The sequence below is a fragment of the Bradyrhizobium sp. AZCC 2176 genome (assembly GCF_036924645.1).
Classification (GTDB): Bacteria; Pseudomonadota; Alphaproteobacteria; order Rhizobiales; family Xanthobacteraceae; genus Bradyrhizobium.
Genome location: NZ_JAZHRX010000001.1, coordinates 957,232 through 976,341, shown reverse-complemented (window position 1 = coordinate 976,341; position 19,110 = coordinate 957,232). Strand labels below are relative to the sequence as shown.

General features: G+C 61.7%; 18 protein-coding genes. 12 read left to right on the top strand and 6 right to left on the bottom strand.

What is annotated here, in order from left to right:
• The first annotated feature begins 106 nt into the window (after positions 1–106).
• From nagA to V1288_RS04385, 4 genes are all read left to right on the top strand, one after another.
• Entirely contained in the window at positions 107–1,291 is a 1,185-nt protein-coding gene (gene nagA / locus V1288_RS04400; protein ID WP_334355912.1) for an N-acetylglucosamine-6-phosphate deacetylase, read from the top strand.
• Positions 1,292–2,494 carry an aspartate kinase gene (locus tag V1288_RS04395; protein WP_334355911.1) on the top strand — a complete coding sequence of 401 codons (1,203 nt, stop codon included), beginning with the start codon at positions 1,292–1,294 and terminating at the stop codon, positions 2,492–2,494.
• 516 nt (positions 2,495–3,010) lie between these two features.
• A complete protein-coding gene (locus V1288_RS04390) occupies positions 3,011–4,399 on the top strand; it encodes a DUF4403 family protein (RefSeq protein ID WP_334355910.1) in 1,389 nt (462 codons plus the stop codon).
• A gap of 154 nt (positions 4,400–4,553) precedes the next feature.
• Positions 4,554–5,621: an alpha/beta fold hydrolase gene (locus V1288_RS04385; protein WP_334355909.1), complete on the top strand. Its 1,068-nt coding sequence runs from the start codon at positions 4,554–4,556 to the stop codon at positions 5,619–5,621.
• Positions 5,622–5,778: 157 nt separating this feature from the next.
• On the opposite strand, the gene V1288_RS04380 is transcribed toward V1288_RS04385, so the two are convergent.
• The 4 genes from V1288_RS04380 to V1288_RS04365 all read right to left on the bottom strand — a co-directional run bounded on the left by V1288_RS04380 (position 5,779) and on the right by V1288_RS04365 (position 9,290).
• Positions 5,779–6,336: a TetR/AcrR family transcriptional regulator gene (locus V1288_RS04380; protein ID WP_334355908.1), complete on the bottom strand. Its 558-nt coding sequence runs from the start codon at positions 6,334–6,336 to the stop codon at positions 5,779–5,781.
• 2 nt (positions 6,337–6,338) lie between these two features.
• A complete protein-coding gene (locus tag V1288_RS04375; RefSeq protein ID WP_334355907.1) occupies positions 6,339–7,076 on the bottom strand; it encodes an SDR family NAD(P)-dependent oxidoreductase in 738 nt (245 codons plus the stop codon).
• A 5-nt stretch (positions 7,077–7,081) separates the two neighbouring features.
• Entirely contained in the window at positions 7,082–7,678 is a 597-nt protein-coding gene (locus tag V1288_RS04370; RefSeq protein ID WP_334355906.1) for a glutathione S-transferase N-terminal domain-containing protein, read from the bottom strand.
• Between the two features lie 1,039 nt (positions 7,679–8,717).
• Positions 8,718–9,290 (bottom strand): bifunctional transcriptional activator/DNA repair enzyme AdaA, encoded by a 573-nt coding sequence (locus V1288_RS04365; protein WP_334355905.1) that lies wholly within the window; start codon positions 9,288–9,290, stop codon positions 8,718–8,720.
• A 243-nt stretch (positions 9,291–9,533) separates the two neighbouring features.
• Here V1288_RS04365 and V1288_RS04360 point away from each other — a divergent pair, with 243 nt between their 5' ends.
• Entirely contained in the window at positions 9,534–10,772 is a 1,239-nt protein-coding gene (locus tag V1288_RS04360; protein WP_334355904.1) for an MFS transporter, read from the top strand.
• A gap of 64 nt (positions 10,773–10,836) precedes the next feature.
• Positions 10,837–11,757 carry a 2-dehydropantoate 2-reductase gene (panE, locus tag V1288_RS04355; RefSeq protein WP_334355903.1) on the top strand — a complete coding sequence of 307 codons (921 nt, stop codon included), beginning with the start codon at positions 10,837–10,839 and terminating at the stop codon, positions 11,755–11,757.
• A 309-nt stretch (positions 11,758–12,066) separates the two neighbouring features.
• Here the strand turns inward: panE and V1288_RS04350 are convergent, their stop codons facing one another.
• Positions 12,067–12,348: a hypothetical protein gene (locus V1288_RS04350; RefSeq protein ID WP_334355902.1), complete on the bottom strand. Its 282-nt coding sequence runs from the start codon at positions 12,346–12,348 to the stop codon at positions 12,067–12,069.
• Between the two features lie 192 nt (positions 12,349–12,540).
• Entirely contained in the window at positions 12,541–12,804 is a 264-nt protein-coding gene (locus V1288_RS04345) for a hypothetical protein (protein ID WP_334355901.1), read from the bottom strand.
• 864 nt (positions 12,805–13,668) lie between these two features.
• On the opposite strand from V1288_RS04345, the gene V1288_RS04340 reads away from it, so the two are divergent.
• The 6 genes from V1288_RS04340 (at position 13,669) to V1288_RS04315 (ending at position 19,094) form a co-directional block, all read left to right on the top strand.
• A complete protein-coding gene (locus V1288_RS04340) occupies positions 13,669–14,529 on the top strand; it encodes an N-acyl homoserine lactonase family protein (RefSeq protein WP_334355900.1) in 861 nt (286 codons plus the stop codon).
• 66 nt (positions 14,530–14,595) lie between these two features.
• Complete coding sequence (locus tag V1288_RS04335; RefSeq protein ID WP_334355899.1) at positions 14,596–15,348, top strand: ABC transporter ATP-binding protein; 753 nt, start codon at positions 14,596–14,598, stop codon at positions 15,346–15,348.
• The gene (locus V1288_RS04330) at positions 15,345–16,046 is read left to right on the top strand and encodes an ABC transporter permease (RefSeq protein ID WP_334355898.1); all 702 of its coding nucleotides are present in this window, start codon (positions 15,345–15,347) and stop codon (positions 16,044–16,046) included. Before V1288_RS04335 ends, V1288_RS04330 begins: the two co-directional genes overlap by 4 nt.
• Positions 16,043–17,527, top strand: a complete 1,485-nt coding sequence (locus V1288_RS04325) for a GldG family protein (RefSeq protein WP_334355897.1) — start codon at positions 16,043–16,045, stop codon at positions 17,525–17,527. The genes V1288_RS04330 and V1288_RS04325 overlap by 4 nt, the downstream gene beginning before the upstream one ends.
• The gene (locus V1288_RS04320; RefSeq protein ID WP_334355896.1) at positions 17,524–18,045 is read left to right on the top strand and encodes a hypothetical protein; all 522 of its coding nucleotides are present in this window, start codon (positions 17,524–17,526) and stop codon (positions 18,043–18,045) included. Before V1288_RS04325 ends, V1288_RS04320 begins: the two co-directional genes overlap by 4 nt.
• A complete protein-coding gene (locus tag V1288_RS04315) occupies positions 18,042–19,094 on the top strand; it encodes a HupE/UreJ family protein (RefSeq protein ID WP_334355895.1) in 1,053 nt (350 codons plus the stop codon). The genes V1288_RS04320 and V1288_RS04315 overlap by 4 nt, the downstream gene beginning before the upstream one ends.
• Positions 19,095–19,110: the final 16 nt, after the last annotated feature.

The window sequence follows — 19,110 nt, the reverse complement described above, 5'->3', positions numbered from 1 at the left end:
CCAGGGCCTCGTTCCGGGTCCTCTCAAAAGCCCTCTGGGGCACATATGCAGTCCTGAACGGCACTTCTCTCACGAGTCCGTGACCGCCATGCTCGGATGAATGTTGATGGACCACGCTGGGTCTTCCTGCTCTTTCACCATTGCCGCGCAGCACATCTTTGACGGCGCCGACATGCGCGGGCCGGGATCGGTCAGGATTTCGAACGGCCGGATTGAAAACGTCACCTTCGGCGAGGCCGCCTCGCGCGCGTCCATCCAGTTGCCGCCAGATGCGATCCTCGCCCCCGGATTCATCGATATCCAGGTCAATGGCGGCGGCGGCGTTCTCCTCAACGACCAGCCAACGGAAGCCGGCGTGCGGCGCATCGTCGAGGCGCATCGCAAGGCCGGGACCACAGGCTGCCTGCCGACGCTGATCACGGATCGCGGCGAAGTCATCGGGCAATTGGCTGATGTCGCGCAGGCTTGCCTGAAAATTCCCGGCGTGCTCGGATTTCATCTCGAAGGCCCCGCCCTCAACCGTTCCCGCAAGGGCATTCACCCAGAGTCCGAGATACGCTTGCCCGATGGCCGCGATCGCGCCGCCATCAAGGGCTTCGGCGGTTGCGGCCGCTCTGTCGTGACGTTGGCCCCGGAATGCGTGCCCCCATCCATGATCGAGGAATTCATGGGCGCTGGACTACGTATCGCTGCCGGCCATAGCGAGGCCACCACGGCCGAGATGGAGCAGGCGGCCGCTCTCGGGGTGCGAGGGGTGACACATCTGTTCAATGCCATGTCGCAGCTACAGGCGCGGGAGCCCGGGCTGGTGGGCGCCGCGCTTGCGGACGACAGGCTGTTTGCCGGAATCATCTGCGACGGCATCCATGTCGATGCTACCAGCCTGCGCATCGCCTTCTGCTGCAAGGGGCGCGATCGATTGATGCTGGTCACCGATGCCATGCCGCTGGTGGGCACGAACGAGACGAAATTCACGCTGCAGGGAAGACAGATAACGTTGCACGAAAATCGCCTGACCGGCCCCGATGGCACGCTTGCGGGCGCTCACCTCACCATGATCGAGGCGGTGCGGAACGCAGTCAGTCTTCTCGGCGTCCCCCTGGCCGATGCGCTCGTGATGGCCTCGCGAACGCCGGCGGCATTTCTGGGCCTTGAGTCCGAGCTTGGACGGATCGCGCCCGGATACTGCGCCGACCTTGTCGCCTTCAATCCGAACTTTGAAATCGTCGGCACATGGATAGGCGGTGCCGGTTCGATGGGCGAGGCGAGCGAGGCTTCTCACCGAGGTTAAATGCGCAACCATCCCACCATCGTGCAAAAATATGGCGGTGCCTGTCTTGAAACACCGGCGAAAATTCGTGCGGTTGCGCGCAGTCTCGCCGACCTGCATGGCCGTGGTCATCGTGTCGTGGCGATCGTCTCCGCCATGGGCAAGACCACCGACCAATTGATCCAGATGGCTTATCAGGTAAGCCCTGCTCCCAATCGCCGTGAACTGGACATGCTGCTGACGACCGGCGAACGCATCAGCATGTCCCTGATGAGCATGGCGCTTGCCGATCTCGGCGTGCCCGCGATCAGCTTCACCGGCAGCCAGGCCGGCGTGATGACCGACGATTCCCATTCCTCCGCACGCATTGTCGATGTACGGCCCATTCGCGTGCGTGAGGAACTTGATCGCGGGCGCGTTGTGGTGCTGGCAGGATTTCAGGGCGTGAATCCGGTGACCAGGGAAATCACCACGCTCGGCCGGGGCGGCAGCGACACCACGGCCGTCGCGATGGCCGCGGCGCTGAGGGCCGAACGCTGTGAAATCATCAAAGAGGTCGACGGAATTTGTTCGGCCGATCCGCGCATCGTGCCGGACGCAAAGCCCCTGCGGCGAGTGGACTTCGCATCCCTGTCCGAAATGTGCTTCTGGGGTGCAAAGATCCTGCATTTTCGCAGCGTAGAGCTGGCGCAAAGTCAGGATGTGCCCCTGGTTCTCAAGCAGTGGGGCGGCATTAAGCACAGCACGCAAGTGATGAAAGAGGTTGCAGGCATGGAAAACGGAAAAGTTCTGGCCGTCAACTCGATGGCTCGCATTGAGCATGTGGAAATCGATTCCAGGGATCTCAATCACGGTTTCGAGAAATTCGCGCAGCATCTCAAGCAAAACAGCCTGTCCTGGCCGCAGCTTCTGGCATCACACTTCACCGCGGGAAAAACCAGCATGACCGTGGCCTGTGATTCAGAGTGGCTCGACGCCCTGTTGCGCACGGTGGAGAAAAGCAATGATCTGCGCAGCCAGCGCGAGGCTTCAAGCTCGGTGAGTCTCACCTGCTTCGGCGGCGTTTCGTCGGAATTGCCGTTCAGGGCGTTGCAGGTTCTCGGACATCACGGGATTGTCCCCGACAAGTACGTGTTGTCGCCGCATTCGGTCAGTCTGTTTGTCCCCGTGGAGAACCGGGAGGCCGCGGTCAAGGCGTTGCATTCGCTTGTCCAGCAAACATAGGTTCGAGAAGCGGCAGGGATCGCTGGTGGGCCCGGCAGGACTCGACCTGCAATCAGACCGTTGTGAGCGGGAGGACAGAGGTCGGTTTCGTTGATTTTTCCGGTTTCGGTCGATTTCAGCCGCGTTCATTGCGCTTTTTCGAAGCGGTTTCTGGTGCGAAACTGGTGCGGTGACGCGGAGGGCTGCAAGGCCATCGTTTTTGCGCCATTTGTCATTTGACTTGCGAGACTTCAGGCGCTCATCGTTAAGTTGAGCCCGGGGGATCCGCCCGGCACTTGTCGAAAACGGATACAGAATGGCGACAGCTCGATTTTGGGAGTGTTGCCAACCTGGCGAGCCCGGATTGCAAAACAGCTTCCGCCGTTCGTGCACTCCTAACGTATAGCGCCGTTATTGCTCGCGAGCGCACTGAGTACCGACTGTGGTTCTGGTTTTTCCTGAAGCTGGAGCACTAGAATGATTCCTCCATCACGCACATATCAGCCGGAATACGATTCGATCGCGAATAGATCACGCGTGGGCATAGCCCGCCTGGCCGCGCTCGCTCTTGGGGCGCTCCCGTCGATCGCCGTCGGCGCCGAAAAGCCGCCGCTGAGCCCGGACGCAGCAACGCCACTCGTAGCGAGTTCGCGCATCTCTGCGACGGTCGAGTTCGGCCTGCCGGTTCTTGCTGCGGCGATCGAGCGGGATATTCCAAAGCGGCTTGCCACCATCGACGAGCGCGTCAACTGCGTTCATCGTCGTGTTTTCATCTTCCGCGTCAACGCCAATTGCGACGTCTGGGGTTTCGTCGACCGGACCAGCCCGGTCTCGCTGTATGGCCGGGGCGACCGCGTCTTCGGGGCGGTCTCCATACATGGCGCCGCCGAAGGCCAGGGAGCCAATCGTTTCACGGCGCGCATTCGCGGCGAGACCGAGGCGCGCGCGACGATCGAGGTTGAAGCGCGCCCCGAGCTGCGGCGGGATGGGTCGCTCCAGCTAAACATCAGCGACTTCTTCCACTGGAGCGAACATCCCTACCTTCACGTGCTCGGCCGCGAGTTTGACCTTGCGCCCTATGTCGAGCCCAACATCCGGACGCAGCTGGACCGCATCCGGTCGCGGGCGCTGGCGGCGGCGCGCGCACTCGACCTGCACGGCAAGGCGGAGATGGCGTGGCGGCACGCGTTTGAACCCATCAAACTCGCGCAGGATCCGCCGGTCTGGCTGCAACTGACCCCGAAGAGCGCGGCTTTCGCGGGTGTCCGCGCCAATGCCAAGGTATTGTGGGGATCACTTGAGCTTGCCGGCTCCGCCGAAACCGTGATCGGGCAGCAGCCGCCGGCTGTCGCGGCGACGGCGCTGCCGCCGCTCGGCACCGCGGTGGCCGAGCCGGGAGCCTTCGATGTCATTCTTCCCGTCCGCATCAACTACGACACGCTCAAGGACAAGATAAGCCAGGCGATCGCAGCCTTGCCGGCGCAGGACACGTCCGTGCGCGAGGTCCAGGTTTATCCGTCGTCGGGTAAACTCGTGATCGGCCTGCGCATCGCAAAGAGCTCGGACACTGATTCCAACGCGGGCCAATGGACCTATCTCTCCACCATGCCAAAAGTCGATACTAACAATAAGACGGTCGGCCTCTCCGAGATCGACCTGACAACTTCATCAGACGACAGCCAGATCGGATCTGCCGTGCAACAGCTAGCGGCGCAATTGAAGAATGTCGCCAATCTCGACTACGGCATCTCCTACCAGAACATGCTCATGGCGGCGAACGAACGCCTGACGCGCCCGCTGAAGGACGGCTTTCGAATGGAAGGCCACCTCGACTCGGCAAGGCTCGAAAAGGTGCAGTTGCTGCGCGAAGGCATCCTGATTGCCCTTCATGCCAGCGGCGGTCTGAAGATACTTTACGGACTGTGAGCACATGAGCTGGACCATGCGATGCTTCACCACCAATCGCATGCGCCGCTGCCGGCGCAAATGGATGCTGAATGGGCTCGTCGCGGTCGCGGCTGTCTTTGCATTGGCACGAATAGCGTCGGCCCAGACGGCATTTTATGATGCGCCGGAATCATTGCTCGCCGGCGCCCCGGGGGCCCTGGTGCGACAGGAGCCGATGGACGGGGCTCCGCTCGGCGCCTCCGCCTATCGCGTGCTCTATCGGTCGACGGGGCTGAACGGCCGGCCGATCTTTGTGTCCGGCGTCGTCATTGTTCCGCAAGGCGCGCCCCCGCCTGGCGGTCGTCCGATCGTTGCTTGGGCACATCCTACATCGGGTATCGTCCCGCGCTGCGCGCCGTCGCTTGCCATTTTTCTGTTTCAGCAGATCCAGGGCCTTCGCTCGATGGTCTCCCGTGGCTTCGTCGTGGCGGCGACCGATTATCCGGGGCTCGGCACGCCGGGCCCGCATCCTTATCTGGTAGGTGAGAGCGAAGGTCGCGCCGTGATCGATGTCGTGCGCGCGGCACGCTCCCTTCCGCGCGCGGGTCAGGGCAAGGACTTCACGGTGTGGGGACATTCGCAAGGCGGGCAAGCCGCGCTCTTTGCCGGGATGATGGCAAAAGCGTACGCTTCTGAGCTGAGGCTTCTCGGCGTCGCTGCGGCAGCGCCGGCAACGGACCTCGCGAAGCTGATGAGCGACGATATCAACTCGATCGGCGGCAAGAACATCACGGCGATGACGCTATGGTCGTGGCACCGGGTCTACGGAGCCGCCATCGACAACGTCGTCGATCGGCGCGCCATGCCCGTGATCGACAGGCTGGCTCAAGAATGCATCGAAGGGCCTTTCGACCTGATCGTCAGGCAGAGAACAGGGAGGCCGCTCGAGCAATATTTTTTGACGGTGCAAGATCCGACCAAGGCCGAACCTTGGCGCTCGCTTCTCGAACAGAACAGCACCGGCGTGCTCCCCCCTGAGATCCCCATCTTTCTGGCGCAGGGGACTAATGACCAGATCATTGAGCCCGCGGTTACCCAGGCCTACATGGACAAGCTGTGCAAGGCTGGTAGTAGGGTCAGGATGGTCATCCTGCCCGGCATCGGCCACGGACGCGCCGCGCAAGCGAGCACGATGGCGGCGGTGAACTGGCTGACTGACCGCTTTGCCGGGAAAACACCTCCAGACGATTGCGTCAGATAGAGTTTGGCCAGAGAGCTACGAAGGAGTCGGCTATCTGCTCGATGCGTAGAGACAATTTCGACTTCACGTGTGACGTTCGCCTCACCGCAACAGCTGCCCTCAGCATTTTGGCGAGGTCGTTTCTGGTGCGAAACTGGTGCGGGGCGTGGGCTATGCGTCACGGTGCCAGCAAACGCCGCAGCGTGCGGCGCGCTGTGTTGAGCGGCTTGGGGCCGCGCTCGACCTTTGCTGAAAGCACAGCGCCTTCCCAAAGCGCCAGAACCGTGCGCGCGAGCTCGGTGACAGGCACGTCGGTTCGCACGCTGCCGTCGCGCTGCCCATCCGCCAGGCACTCGGAGAGCGCATCCGTCCACTGACGCCACAGGCGCGACAAATCTTGGCGGAAGGCGTCGAGTTGCGCGAGTTCGGCCGTGAAGTTGCCGATCAGGCAGCCGTCTTCGCTATAGCCGAGCGCCGCGAAGTATCGGTCAATCCGTTCTAGCCCGGGAAGGCTCGCGTCCCGCAGCATGGCACGCGCCTTGGCGCGGTCCTCCCAGTAGCGCGCGAGCGCTGCCAGGCCGAGGGCGTCCTTGCTTTCGAAATGGCTGTAGAAAGAGCCCTTCGGCACACCAGCCGACGAGACGATCTCCTGAACACCGGTCGCGTGATAGCCGCGGCGATGAAACGCCGCGAGGCCCGCGTCGAGGAGTGCTTCCTTATGATTAGGTTTCGGCATGGTCAGTTCAGGGTCCAGTTCTCAGCGAAAGGCCGGATGATGTGATCGAACGACCAGGTTGAGGGGTGTTGATGCGCGATGTGGTAAACCTCGTCGGCAATCGCATCGGGATGCGCGAAATAGTCGCCCGGCTTATCTTGCCAATCCGGGAGCGGCGAGGTGTTCCTCCTCCACGGCGCGTCGATCGCGGCATCGATGGTGATGTATCCAACATGCACGCGCTTCGGGCCCAAATCCTTTGCGAGGGACTGGGCGAGGATGCGCTGGGCGGCCTTGGTCGGCGCGAAGGCCGGGCGCAGCGGGATGCCCCGGAACGACGACGTGTTTCCGGTGACCATGATGGCTCCCTCGCCGCGGTCGATCATCGCCGGCGCGAGCTTCTGCACCAGAAAGAACAGGGAAGTAGTGTTCACCTGAAAATTTCGCTCGAGATCCTCGACCGATGCATCGAGGATCTTGGCGAATGTCGCCGCCACGGCGTTATGGATGAGCACATGGGGTGCCCCTAGCTCGGTCCGCACTTGCTCGACAATTTCGCCGAGCAGGTTAAGGTTGGCTACGTCGCAAGGATAGCCGTGCGCACCAGGTATCTGGGCCTCGAGCTCCGCGAGCCGCTCGGCGTTGCGGGCGATCATCGCCACACGATACCCGCCCTGCGCGAAGCGCCGCGAGAGCGCAGCGCCGGTGGCGCCGCCGACACCTGCGATAAGAGCAATCCGATCAGTCATGCTTTCCTCCATGCGCCTCAAGCCGTTGCCCTTGTCAGCGCGAAGGGCGGTGCGTCGCGATACTCGGCCGCAAGCGCGGCCAGGGCGGGGATTGCGGGAAGGGCGTCCAAATCCGGATTCGTCCGCGCGAGGTATTCCACCGCTACGATGGCGGTGATCGCTGCCGCGTCCATTGGCGTCGCCCTGAGCGGTCCGCCGTCGCGCGCGGCCTCGTCGAGCGCGCGCAAGCCTCCGAGGATCTGCGCCTTCCAGCGCCTGGCCTCGGTCTCAGGTACCTCGCGTCCGCGGAACGAGAGGCTGGCGGCCTGTTCATAGACGCCGTAACCAATGGCCGCGAGCTTGAGCGTCGTCCGGCGCGCTCTCGACCCGGCGGGAATCAGCGGCGCCGAAGGCGTCAGTTCATTGAGGTAGTCGAGGATGGCCGTGCTGTCGATCAGGACCTCGCCATCGTCGAGCACGAGCGAAGGTACCTTCGCCACAGGATTATACCGGCTGGCGATCTCGAACTCCCGGTAGCCGTTCACGGCCTCATGCTCGAAAGGCATACCGCGAGAGATCAGGGCCGCTGCGACCCGCCTCGCATAGGGCGACAGATAGGTGCCAATCAGCTTCATACAGCTCTCCTTACAAGGGCATTTCGGAACGCGCAGTGGTCAAGACGACCGGTCGTATTCAACATACGACCGGTCGTCTATAAAGTCAATGGGCAATATCGCGATGATGATCGACGCCAACAATAGTGTGGTTCTGCAGAATGTGACTCTAACCAGCTTGCCTCAGTCGGACTTTCACATTGTTTGATAAGGTGCCGGGGCCGCTGCCATGGCCGTCAAATGGACGGGAGGAAGTGCGTGATCGCAGGACAATCCGACGCTCAATCGTCGGCCCGATGATGCAGTCTCCCCGCCGATTTGCCTGACATCTCAAATGCCGTCGGCGTGGCTCGAAGCGCCAGCCGGCGACGGCCATGCTACTTTGCATGGGGTTGTTTTCGATATTTTGCTTGGGAGCGGGACCTGCGCCGGTCTTGCGGCTGTCTTTCCCGGTGATGATGTTTCCCGATGGTGATCGTAGGATGGCCTGCCGAACCATAGCTCGTGGTCCGCACAGCCCGCCTTCGCCGGAGGCTTCGGCGCGGCAGCCTTCACTCGCTTCGCGAGCGAAGGCTGGTGGGCCCGGCAGGACTCGAACCTGCAACCAGACCGTTATGAGCGTTCGGGTTCAGCAGAACACCCTTGTTTTCTCGGAGTTTTTTACGACGATAATTTCCGATCTTCTGCGTTCGTTCACGTTCATGCGGGACCCAACCGGGACCCCGACAGGATCCGAAGAACAAAGGAGAACGGCTGATTCCGTCATATGAGATCAACCCGCCATGCCTATGCGTTACCGCCAATGCTCTGAATCTACTTCCGTCTTCGGCGGCATAGCGGACATGGCTAGACTTGCTATTGCCGCGACCCGGTCGCGATTGACCCGAAGCAGACTCAGTGCCGGTGGGCAACACCTGCGTGGCAAAGCGCGCGGAGCTCTCACAAGCACGTTGTACATCGCAAATCGAAGGAATCTGATCTACCTAGCTAAGGGAATTTTCTGTAGCTGTTTCGAATTAAGATCAAGTGCGCGATCTGCGGTATTCACCGCGAGCCGACATTACGAACTACTTGGATTGCGAGCGCGCCTGATTTCGGTTGGCGGACGTCGATATACTTCCGCAAACACGGTGTTGAATCGACGCAAGCTGCCGAAACCAGCGTGCACGGCAATCTCCGACATCGTAAGGTCGGTCTCGTCGAGAAGCCGCTTGGCCCGCTGGACGCGGGTGGTTTGAGCGACTTGCACCGGGCTGGCGCCCAAGTGTCTCTGGAACAACCTGGACAGATGCCTTGAACCGATCCCGAGGCGGTCGGCCAATGCCTCGACATTGCCGTCATCAAGGGCGCCGTCCGCGATGAGCCGGAGTGCGCGCTCGACGGTTGTCCGTGTCCCCATCCATGCCGGCGAGAATGGCGCGGCCTCTGGCCTACACCTCAGGCACGGTCGGAAACCCGCAAGCTCGGCGGCCGCTGCCGACGGATAGAACGTCACGTTGGCTGCCTTAGCGGGTTTCACCGGACAAACTGGGCGGCAATAGATGCGTGTCGTCCGCACGCCAGAAAAAAACATACCATCGAAGCGGCGGTCCCGTCTGACGCGTGCTTGTTCGCACTGATTGATGTCGAGCATAGCGGCACTCATGTTCGACCGATGACAGAGTCCGAATCCGGCGAGCATCGAGAATATCCTCTATGATATGCACGTGTCCAGCAACGCAGGAGGACGCATGCGCCACGTGCTCGACAATCCAGTTTGTAATGCATTGAATGGTCCACATGCCAATGTGGCCCTGAGGCATAGTTTTGCCCGGCACCGTCTTTTGGACGCGCCGTTTCCGCCAGCGCTGTCGCGCAAGCCCATTATAGTGCCGGCATGACCGCACAGCAGCGCTATCCGGGTTGGTCCGTCGTCTGGGTCGCCTTTATCGTTGCTTTTTTCGCCTGGGGCATCGGTTTCCACGGGATGGGCGTTTTTCTTCAGACGCTTCATGCAACGAAAGGCTGGCCTATCGCGACGATCTCGGCAGCAATCACTGCGCACTTTCTGATCGGCGCCGCAATCGTGGTCTACCTACCGGAAGTGCACCGCAAGCTGGGTCTGGCAAAGTCGACGATACTGGGCGCCGCGCTGACGGCATTCGGAATCGTGAGCTGGTCGATCTCTGCATCACCTTCGCATCTGTTCGCGGCTGCGATATTCTCCGGCAGCGGTTGGGCGCTGACCAGTGGCGCGGCGATCAACGCGATGATTGTTCCGTGGTTCGACAAGGAAAGGCCGAAGGCGATCGGTCACGCCTTCAATGGCTCTAGTTTCGGCGGCGTGATATTCGCACCACTGCTTGTCGCCATGATCTCGCAACTTGGCTTCCCGCAAACCGCGCTCATCGTTGGCAGCTCGATGGTATTGCTCGTTGCGCCGCTCGCCCATCAATGGCTGCGTCACGGTCCAGAGCAGCCGAGCTTGGCCGCAGACGGCATGCCGGGTGGTGCGGCCGCGACCTCGGGCGCGGGGAACTCCGTTCGATCATCACGTCGCGTCCTTATGAACTCACGCGCATTCGTGACGCTCACAGCGGCGTTCGCGTTGGCTCTATTCGCCCAAGTCGGCGTGCTGTCCCACCTGCTGCCGCGCTTGTCGACCATCTTGGAAGCCAGCGGAGCGGCCATTGCAGTTAGCGTTACGACGCTATCGGCCGTCGCGGGACGCATGCTGCTGGCGAGACTGATCGGGAACAACGACCGACGATATGCGGCCTGCGCCAATTTCCTCGTGCAGACCATCGGCGTCAGCATACTTTGCGTAGCCGATGCGGCGCCAATGCTTCTGCTGGGTTGTGTGCTCTTCGGCCTTGGCGTTGGCAATGTGGTATCGATGCCTACACTGATCGCCCAACAGGAGTTTCGAGCGGCCGACGTCGGCACCGTCGTCGCACTCGTCGTTGCCATCAATCAGGCGGTCTTCGCCTTGGCGCCGGCAATCTTAGGCGCTGTGCGTGATTTCGCGTCTAGCTACACTGCGTCGTTTGCCATTGCGGCGGCCATTCAAGTCGCGGCGGCCGGTGTTGTGCTAATTGGTCGTAACGGGATGTCAGCTGATCGCGGACCTAGCTGACGCGTTGCAGCAATCGTCCCAAAAAGCCAAACGTTACCTATCCAACAACAGGAGGAACTGAGAGATGCGTATTCTCATCGTTGGCGCCGGGGCCATTGGTGGATATTTCGGCGGCAGGATGCTGCAAGCCGGCCGCGACGTCACTTTTCTCGTGCGGCCGCGCCGTGCCGCGGAGCTTGCCGCCGCAGGCCTCGTGATCAAGAGCCCGAACGGCGACGTAACGCTGAAGGATCCGCCTGTCGTCCAGGCCGACACCATCAAGGACAAGTTTGACGCGGTGCTTTTGAGCTGCAAGGCTTACGACCTCGACGAGGCGGTCAAGTCGTTCGCGCCGGCGATAGGCGAGAGGACCGCGATCATTCCGCTGCTCAACGGTATGCGTCATCTGGACGTTCTCGACAAAAACTTTGGCGCGAGCCACGTGCTCGGAGGGCTCTGCCTGACTGCGGTGACACTGAACGAGAAGCGCGAAGTGGTGCAGCTGGGCCCGGTGCAGTCGCTTGGTTTCGGCGAGCGCGACGGCAACATGTCAGATCGGATTCGCGCCATCGCGGACGTCGTGAAAAGCTGCAATTTCGACGGCGCGGCGAGCGAGACCGTCCTGCAGGACATGTGGGAGAAATGGGTTTTCCTCGCGTCGAACGCGGCCTCGACCAGCCTGATGCGCGCCCCGATCGGCATGATCCTGGCGGCGCCCGGCGGCAAGGACTTTCTGCTTCGCATTCTCGACGAATGCAGGGCAGTCGCGACCGCGGAAGGCTATCCGCCCCGCGCGCCTGCGCTGGAACGCGCGACAGGGATGTTGACCGCGGAAGGGTCGCCACTCACCGCATCGATGTTCCGCGATATCAAGGCGGGCCAACCCATCGAAGCCGATCATGTGATTGGCGACCTGATTGCGCGCGCTGACACTGCAAAGGTTCCGGTGCCGCGGCTCCGCACGGCCTACACGCATCTGAAGGCCTACGAGCAAACGCGCGGCTGATTGACAAAGCCCGGACACTCGCTGTCAGTCACTCTGAAACTGCTTCACGAATGGGCGCGCGTGTGGGCCAAGAGAGACGCATAAGCTGGTGCGCCAAAGCGAATTGCACCTTTCTGCGTCGCAGCAAATCCGGTTGGCAGCACGGCCGAATGGCGCACAACGAAAAGCACACGACGTCTGATCATCTGTGTCGTCGGACGGTCGCTTGTGGCACATCGCGTCATTTCGCTGCGCTGCGGAATTTGGTCGCTATCCGGGCATAGCGGACTTTGGCAAGCCGTCCGCCCGGCAGATTTATAGTTTCACGGCCTAGATTGCTCGAATGCTGCGACTGCGGACGGCCGGCTTGGTAGTCTGGGTGGTGCCGACGACGCGCTTGGTCGTCTCCCTCTTGCGAGTGATCGCCCCGGACGCCTCCTTCATGTAATCGGGATGGTGACGACCGTAGGTGTCGATCAGAACCTTCACCGACATGCCAAGGAATCCGGCTGCCTCCCACGGGTCAGTACCCAGCTGCATGAGCCAGGTCGCCGCCGTGTGACATCGCGTGTGCGGAGTGACGTTGCCCTCCGACAGGTCGAGCTTCGCCACCTCCACGGCGCGAGCGAAGCCCGTTCTTGACCGACTTCACGCCCGTGCCCTGCCACTCGACGAAGTGGTTGGCGATGATCTTCTTGTCGTACCAGCGACGCATGTGGACGAGCGGTCGGTCCGGCAGCGGCACGGTGGGCGGACGCTTGTTCGTACCGCGCCGGCCGATCGCCAGACGGTGATAGAGGCCGCTCAAGAGGCACGTGACAGCTTGCCCGCAACCAATGCGTCAGGTCCGGCAGCGGGCTCTGTCGGGAAACCAAGTAAAATCAGCAGTTCTTGATCGAGATCATGCACGTTTGTACAGGTTTTGCCTGCAATCGCGCCGGAGAGCCTGCTGCTGGGTGGGGCGGCGTTTAACGAATTGCGCGACGATGCAACAATGCCGCTGATTTGCCTGCGACGTGTCAAAATGTTTTCGCAGGCTTCGCTCAAACCATCCATGCCGGCGGCCACCGGCTACTTTGCATGGGGTTGTTTTCGATATTGTTAGTTGGGAGCGCAGCGCGGCCCGCCTTCGCCGCTCCAGTCCGTCTTCGCTTTCGCTTTGCCCAAGCTACGCCGGACACCACGCTTCACCCTTCGGCCCCACGTGACTGCGCCACGCGTAGCCCGAAGGGCGAAGCGTGGTGGGCGCGGCAGGACTCGAACCTGCAATCAGACCGTTATGAGCGGCAGAATATCGATCAGCTTCGCTGAATTTGCAGCATTTTTGTTTGATTTCGATCGTGTTCGTTGCGCTTTATTGAAGTCGTTTCTGGTGCGAAACTGGTGCGGCAGGGTGCTCCAACTTTCGAGCTAACATCGCGTTGGCGCAGTCAGGCCGCTGCCCGGGAGGCCTGAGAATGTCTGCTGTTAGCACCAAGCGGCGCCGATCTGGTGACGGTTGATGTCGACTGTCGGGGGTAAAGCGGACCTTCCGCAGCCGTGCCGCGAGGGTGCTTGGCGCAAACGCCTCTTTATCTCATACTGCGCTCAAATAACGGCCTGCGCACCATCGTCAATATGCAGTTTGTCGGCCGGACGCGCTACTTTGACGCCGCTGGCTTCCCAGGACGCACCGTTGGATTGAAAGTGCCGGCGAGTGCGAGGTGAAGAGGCGCCACAGCTCACGGCCACGCCGCCGGCGAACGTCCTGAAGGTCAGGAAAAAGGCCGGCAAATGGCAGCTTTGACCGAGCGGGGCCTGTTTTCGATGGCATTCCCAACTTGCGTTTGGTGGGGTCCTCAATCTATTCTTGGATGGCTGGTCCGACCGCTTCGGGTCAAGCTCTGTGGCTGCACAGACAGCCCGTAAAACAAAGGCAAAGGAGGACACGCTATGACGAAGCATGTTGCCTTGAGTCTAGCTATGGCGCTCGGCCTTGCGGCGATGGCCGCGCCGGCCCCCGCACAAGAGGGTCCGAAACTTTACGTCTTCACATCCGGTTCGCTGGGAGGCTTCCCGAAGGCCGCCCTGCAGATGGGCGGCCAGGGCAACATCGATTGGGCGCCCGTGAGCTTCTATGTGCTGAAGCATCCCAAGGGCAACGTCATCATCGATACCGGCAACAACGACAAGACGATCACGGATCCCGAAGGCTGGTGGGGACCGCTGGCCAAGGGATTTGGCCTAAAGATGACTAAGGATGACGCGATCCCCGCTCAACTCGCAAAGATCGGCCTGAAGACGGATGACATCAAGTACGTAGTGGCAGGTCACCTCCACCTCGACCATGGCGGCAATGTCGGACAGTTTCCCAATGCCACGCTCGTGGTGCAGAATGACGAGCTGAAGGCTGCCTGGTGGCCGGATGTCGGGTTTTCGATTTACTACATCCCAGGCGACTTCGCCGACACCAAGAAGATGAACATCGTCCGCCTCAATGGCGATCTCGACCTGTTCGATGATGGTTCCGTGCGCGTCATGCGCGCGCCCGGCCATACGCCCGGCAGTCAGTTCGTGGTAGTGAAACTTCCGAAGACGGGGTCCGTCATCCTCACGAGTGACGTTGTCTACCTGAAGGAAAATCTCGACAAGAATCTGATTCCGCCGATCCCGGGTACGCAATCCCCAGGAGATGCGTACAACAGCTATCAGCGCATTCGTCTCATCCGCGACGCCAACAACGCTCAGATCTTCTACGGGCATGACCCCGAGATCTTCAAGGCAACGAAGAAGGCGCCCGAATTCTACGATTGAGGACTCATTCGGCTGGGCTCCTTCGGGTCGGCCCGGCCGACCGGCGTTGCGTTTTTGGGACCTTGCATGACCATCATGCCGAGCGATGCAGTGCCTGGCGGTATATCGACCGCGAGGGCGGATGCGCCGGCCATCTCCGCGATCGATGTGAGCAAAACCTACGGCTCGGTCTCGGCGCTTGACCGATTGACGCTCGACGTCCGAGCGGGGGAAATATTCGGATTGCTCGGGCCAAATGGCTCCGGCAAGACCACTTTCATGCGGCTGCTTGCGGGCTATCTTCTACCATCTGCCGGCCGCCTGACCGTGGCCGGGCTGGACGTCCTCAACGATTCGCTCGCGGTGCGCCGGCGTATCGGTTACGTGCCTGAATCGGCGCCGCTCTATCACCACATGCGCGTCGGTGAATTCCTCACCTTCATGGCGCGGCTGCGCGGCGTACCCGAGCGAGAAATCGCAAGCGCGGTTGCGCGCGTGGTCGCTCGGCTGGCGCTGTCCGCCGTGCTCGATAAGCCCACCGGGAAGCTATCGCGCGGCTATCGCCAGCGGACCGCGCTTGCGCAGGCGCTGATCCACGATCCAGATATTCTCATTCTCGACGAGCCGACCAATGGTCTCGACCCACGCCAAATCATCGAGATGCGGCAATTGATCCGCTCGCTTGCCGGTCGTCACACGGTGCTGATGAGCTCGCATATCCTGAGCGAAGTGCAAAAGACGTCCGATCGGGTCGCGGTGCTGCTCAATGGCCGTCTGCTCGGCGTGCGGGCTATTGCCGATACGCCCGATCTTGAAGAGTGGTTCTTGTCCCTGACATGAAAACGCTGCGCATTCTGTTTGCCAAGGAATTGAACGCGATTCTGGCATCGCCGATCGGCTACACGGTTTCCGCCGTGTTCCTGCTGGTGCTCGGCTACACGTTCAGCCTCACGCTGTTCACAACCAAGGTCGCCAATCTGCAGTACATTTTCCACCAGATGTACGTGCTGTCGATCCTGCTGGTACCGGTATTGACCATGCGCAGCTTTGCCGAGGAGCGGCGATCGGAAACGCTCGAGCTGTTGCTCACCGCCCCGGTGGGCGAATTGTCCATCGTACTTGCGAAGTATGCGGCCACGCTGACGCTCGTGCTCGGCATGTTTGCAGCATCCCTGGTCTATGCATTGATCCTGGATCGCTACGGCGAGCCGGATTGGGGGCCGATCTATGCGGGTTATCTGGCGCTGATGCTGCACGCCTCGCTTCTTGTTGCAGTCGGTCTCCTGATGTCGAGCTTGACGGAAAATCAGGTCGTCGCCGCAGCACTGTCGATCGGCACGTTTCTAATGCTTTGGTTCGCCGATTCGGTCTCCTATCTGCTGCCGCCGCCGTTCGACAGCGTTGCCATCAACCTGTCGCTGATCGGCCATTTCAAGCCGATGGTCTCGGGCTCGGTTTTCCTGTCGGATGTCGGCTATTTCGTCACCGCGAGCATGCTCGCGCTGTTCCTCGCAACGTGGGGACTGGCGCAGCGATGAGTGCGGAGCTGGCCAACATCGGCTGGTTTTTCGGTGTCGTCGCCGCGCTTGCACTCCTGTTCGCGGCGGGGCTCACGCTGCCGGTCCGGATTGGGTCAACGAGCCGTGTCGTCACCGCGGTGCTTGTTGTCGGTGCTGCCCTGACCGTCGCGATTCTCGCCAATGTCGCGCTGTTTCGCCACGACGCCTATCTCGACCTCACGCGCGAGAAGGCGTTCACGCCGTCAGCCGAGGCGCGTGACCTGGTGCTCGCACTGAAGGAGCCGATCGACGTCGCCTATTTCTACCAGAAGCAGAATCCCGGCGCCCGGGCGCTGACCACCATGCTCAGCCAGCTCGAGCGGCAAAACCCCAACTTTCACGTGCAACTGATCGATGCCGACCAGAGCCCGGCACTGGCGAACAGCCTCGGTGTCCGCACCTACAATTCCGCCGTGCTGCGCGCCGGCGACCGCCGCATCGAGGTGATCACCACTGACGACCGGGAGATTGCGCTCGGCTTGCTGCGATTGATGCGCCAGCGCGAGATGGTGGTTTGCTTCGCCGCCGGCCATGGTGAGTACGATATCGATAATTTCGAATTCCATACGCATTTCGAGGGCGCTCAGAGTCACCATCACGATGCCTCGGGGCTGGCGGTCGTGCAGATGGAGCATCATGGCATCGGACGGCTCCGGCGTGCGCTGGAGAAGCTCGGGCTGGTCGCGCGAAAAGTATCGTTCGCGACCGGACAGGCGATCCCGGATGATTGCGCTGTGCTGGTCGAGGCCAATCCCCGAACTGCCTATAGCCCGAAGGAAAGCGAACTGTTGCGCCGCTATCTGGAGCGCGGCGGCTCGGCGATGGTTCTCGTCGAGCCAGACTATGTGCTGGACGACAGCATCGCAGCAGTTCTGGCCCGGGCTGGTGTCAAGATCGGCGACGGCGTGATCGTCGACCCCAGGGATCACTATTTTACGGATGAACAGATGATCGCCGTATCACGCTACGGGACCCATCCGGTCACGCGCGGACTTTCGCTATCGTTCTATCCGGGTGCGCGGCCGCTTGAGACTGTGGCGGCAGCCGACGTGCGGGTCGTACCGCTGGCGGCCAGCAGCACGGAGAGCTACATCATCAGCGATCGTCTCGGAAAGCGGGTGGAGCCGGAGACCGGACCGCCCGCAGCGCGGATCATCGTGCTTGCGTCCGAAGGACGCATCACCGAAGCAGCCAAGCCCTTTCGCCTGATCGTCGCGGGCGACGCTGACTTCGTTTCCAATTCTTTCTTTCCTTATCTCGGCAATTCCGATGTCGTGCTCGCGGGGATCGCCTGGCTGACGCGCGAGGAGAGGGCGCCGACCATGAAGCCCCCGGTCGAGGTCTTGCCGACGGTGACGCTTACCGGCGCACAGATGCGCGGCATCTTCATCGTCACGGTACTGCTGATGCCGGGCCTGGTCGCCCTTGCCGGGGTTGCGATGTGGTGGCGGCGGCGATGAACCGCTTCGCCTGGATCGCCGCTGCGCTCGCCGCGACGACGTTCCTCGCAGCGCTTGCCTTCACCGGCGGTCGAGGTGGTCCGGGACTCGCGCCGTTCACGCCCGCCGGACTCCTGACCATTCCGGCCGAGCAGGTCCGCGAGGTCGAGGTGACCAGTGGTGATAGGCAGTGGCACTTTGTGCGCGGTGAGAGCGGTTGGCGGGCGGAGCGAGGGACGGTAACGGCAGGGTTCGAGGCGCGCCTCGAGGGTGCGGTCACGCTCCTGCGCAATTCAGGGCCGGAGCGGATCCTGACCGATGCCGAACTTGCCGGCGTCGATGTTGCGCAGTTCGGCCTGGATCCGCCACGGTCCCGTGTGATCCTCAGGGGATCCGGGGCCGACAGCTTTGCGATCTCATTTGGCGCAGCCAATCTGCTCGGCCTGTCACGCTACGCGAGGCTCGACGACAAGCGCGAGATCGCATTGCTCCCCGGCTTCGTCCCAGAGGCGTGGGAGCAGTTGGGAGGCGCGCCATGATCGGACGCGTCTTGCGGACGTGGTTGGCACTGGCCTTACTGTGGCCGGCCTTCGCGCTTGCCCACGCGACCACGACGGCGCTTGTGCGAATCGAACTCATCGACAATCGGCTGCATTACGCGCTGTCGATCGTGCTGCCCGAAATACCGAACAGATCCGTCGAACTGCTTGCGTCTGCGGTCAACGGCGATCGGCCAGCAGCGGAGCGAATTGCCGAATACGCCCGCCAGACACTTTCGGTCGAACTCGGCAGTGCGCGCTGCCGGATGGGCCGCGTACGGATCGGCGGTGCCGGCGCCAACGATGCTCGCGCCACGATCGAGATCGAGTTCGGCTGTGATGCCTCGCACGGCCGCCTCGAGATTGCCGAGGACTGGAGCGAGCTTCTGGGCGAGCATTATCGAACGTTGGGAAATTTGGGGACAGCCAACGGCGAGCGGCAGGTTAGCTTTGAGGAACCATTACGGAAAGTCGCGATCGACGTGGACCGCCCCGTGGCGACCGGATGGTTCGATTTCGTCAAGCTGGGCATCGAGCACATCATCACCGGTTACGACCATCTGCTGTTCTTGGTAGCACTGCTTGCAACCGCTCAAGGTCTTTGGTCCGTCGTCCGCATTGTCACAGCGTTTACGCTTGCGCATAGCGTGACACTCTCAATTGCCACACTTGATATTCTGACCATTCCGGAGCGGATCATCGAACCGCTAATCGCGGCGAGCATCGTCTGGGTCGCGCTGGAAAATCTGCTTGTCACCGAACCCGATCGGCGCCGCTGGATCTGGAGTTTTGTCTTTGGCCTCGTGCACGGCTTCGGCTTCGCATCGGCACTTGGCGAACTCGGCCTGAAAGGGGCGGCGATCGTGCGGGCGCTCGTCGGATTCAATGTCGGCGTCGAGATCGGGCAACTGATCTTTGTCGCGCTGTTCCTGCCGACGCTGGCCGTTTTGATGCGCGGACGCGGCGCATCATTGACGCCGCGGATCGCGTCCGTTGCGGTCGCCATCGTCGGCAGCTACTGGCTGGGCGAACGCATTTTTGGATGGTGATGCGTGCTCGTGCGGC

What these genes read in the sequence shown, in the direction of transcription:
- nagA (WP_334355912.1), top strand. Translation starts at nt 107, where the DNA reads ATGGACCACGCTGGGTCTTCCTGCTCTTTCACCATTGCCGCGCAGCAC.
- V1288_RS04395 (WP_334355911.1), top strand. Translation starts at nt 1,292, where the DNA reads ATGCGCAACCATCCCACCATCGTGCAAAAATATGGCGGTGCCTGTCTT.
- V1288_RS04380 (WP_334355908.1), bottom strand. Translation starts at nt 6,336, where the DNA reads ATGCCGAAACCTAATCATAAGGAAGCACTCCTCGACGCGGGCCTCGCG.
- V1288_RS04375 (WP_334355907.1), bottom strand. Translation starts at nt 7,076, where the DNA reads ATGGAGGAAAGCATGACTGATCGGATTGCTCTTATCGCAGGTGTCGGC.
- V1288_RS04370 (WP_334355906.1), bottom strand. Translation starts at nt 7,678, where the DNA reads ATGAAGCTGATTGGCACCTATCTGTCGCCCTATGCGAGGCGGGTCGCA.
- V1288_RS04365 (WP_334355905.1), bottom strand. Translation starts at nt 9,290, where the DNA reads ATGCTCGACATCAATCAGTGCGAACAAGCACGCGTCAGACGGGACCGC.
- V1288_RS04360 (WP_334355904.1), top strand. Translation starts at nt 9,534, where the DNA reads ATGACCGCACAGCAGCGCTATCCGGGTTGGTCCGTCGTCTGGGTCGCC.
- panE (WP_334355903.1), top strand. Translation starts at nt 10,837, where the DNA reads ATGCGTATTCTCATCGTTGGCGCCGGGGCCATTGGTGGATATTTCGGC.
- V1288_RS04340 (WP_334355900.1), top strand. Translation starts at nt 13,669, where the DNA reads ATGACGAAGCATGTTGCCTTGAGTCTAGCTATGGCGCTCGGCCTTGCG.
- V1288_RS04335 (WP_334355899.1), top strand. Translation starts at nt 14,596, where the DNA reads ATGACCATCATGCCGAGCGATGCAGTGCCTGGCGGTATATCGACCGCG.
- V1288_RS04330 (WP_334355898.1), top strand. Translation starts at nt 15,345, where the DNA reads ATGAAAACGCTGCGCATTCTGTTTGCCAAGGAATTGAACGCGATTCTG.
- V1288_RS04325 (WP_334355897.1), top strand. Translation starts at nt 16,043, where the DNA reads ATGAGTGCGGAGCTGGCCAACATCGGCTGGTTTTTCGGTGTCGTCGCC.
- V1288_RS04320 (WP_334355896.1), top strand. Translation starts at nt 17,524, where the DNA reads ATGAACCGCTTCGCCTGGATCGCCGCTGCGCTCGCCGCGACGACGTTC.
- V1288_RS04315 (WP_334355895.1), top strand. Translation starts at nt 18,042, where the DNA reads ATGATCGGACGCGTCTTGCGGACGTGGTTGGCACTGGCCTTACTGTGG.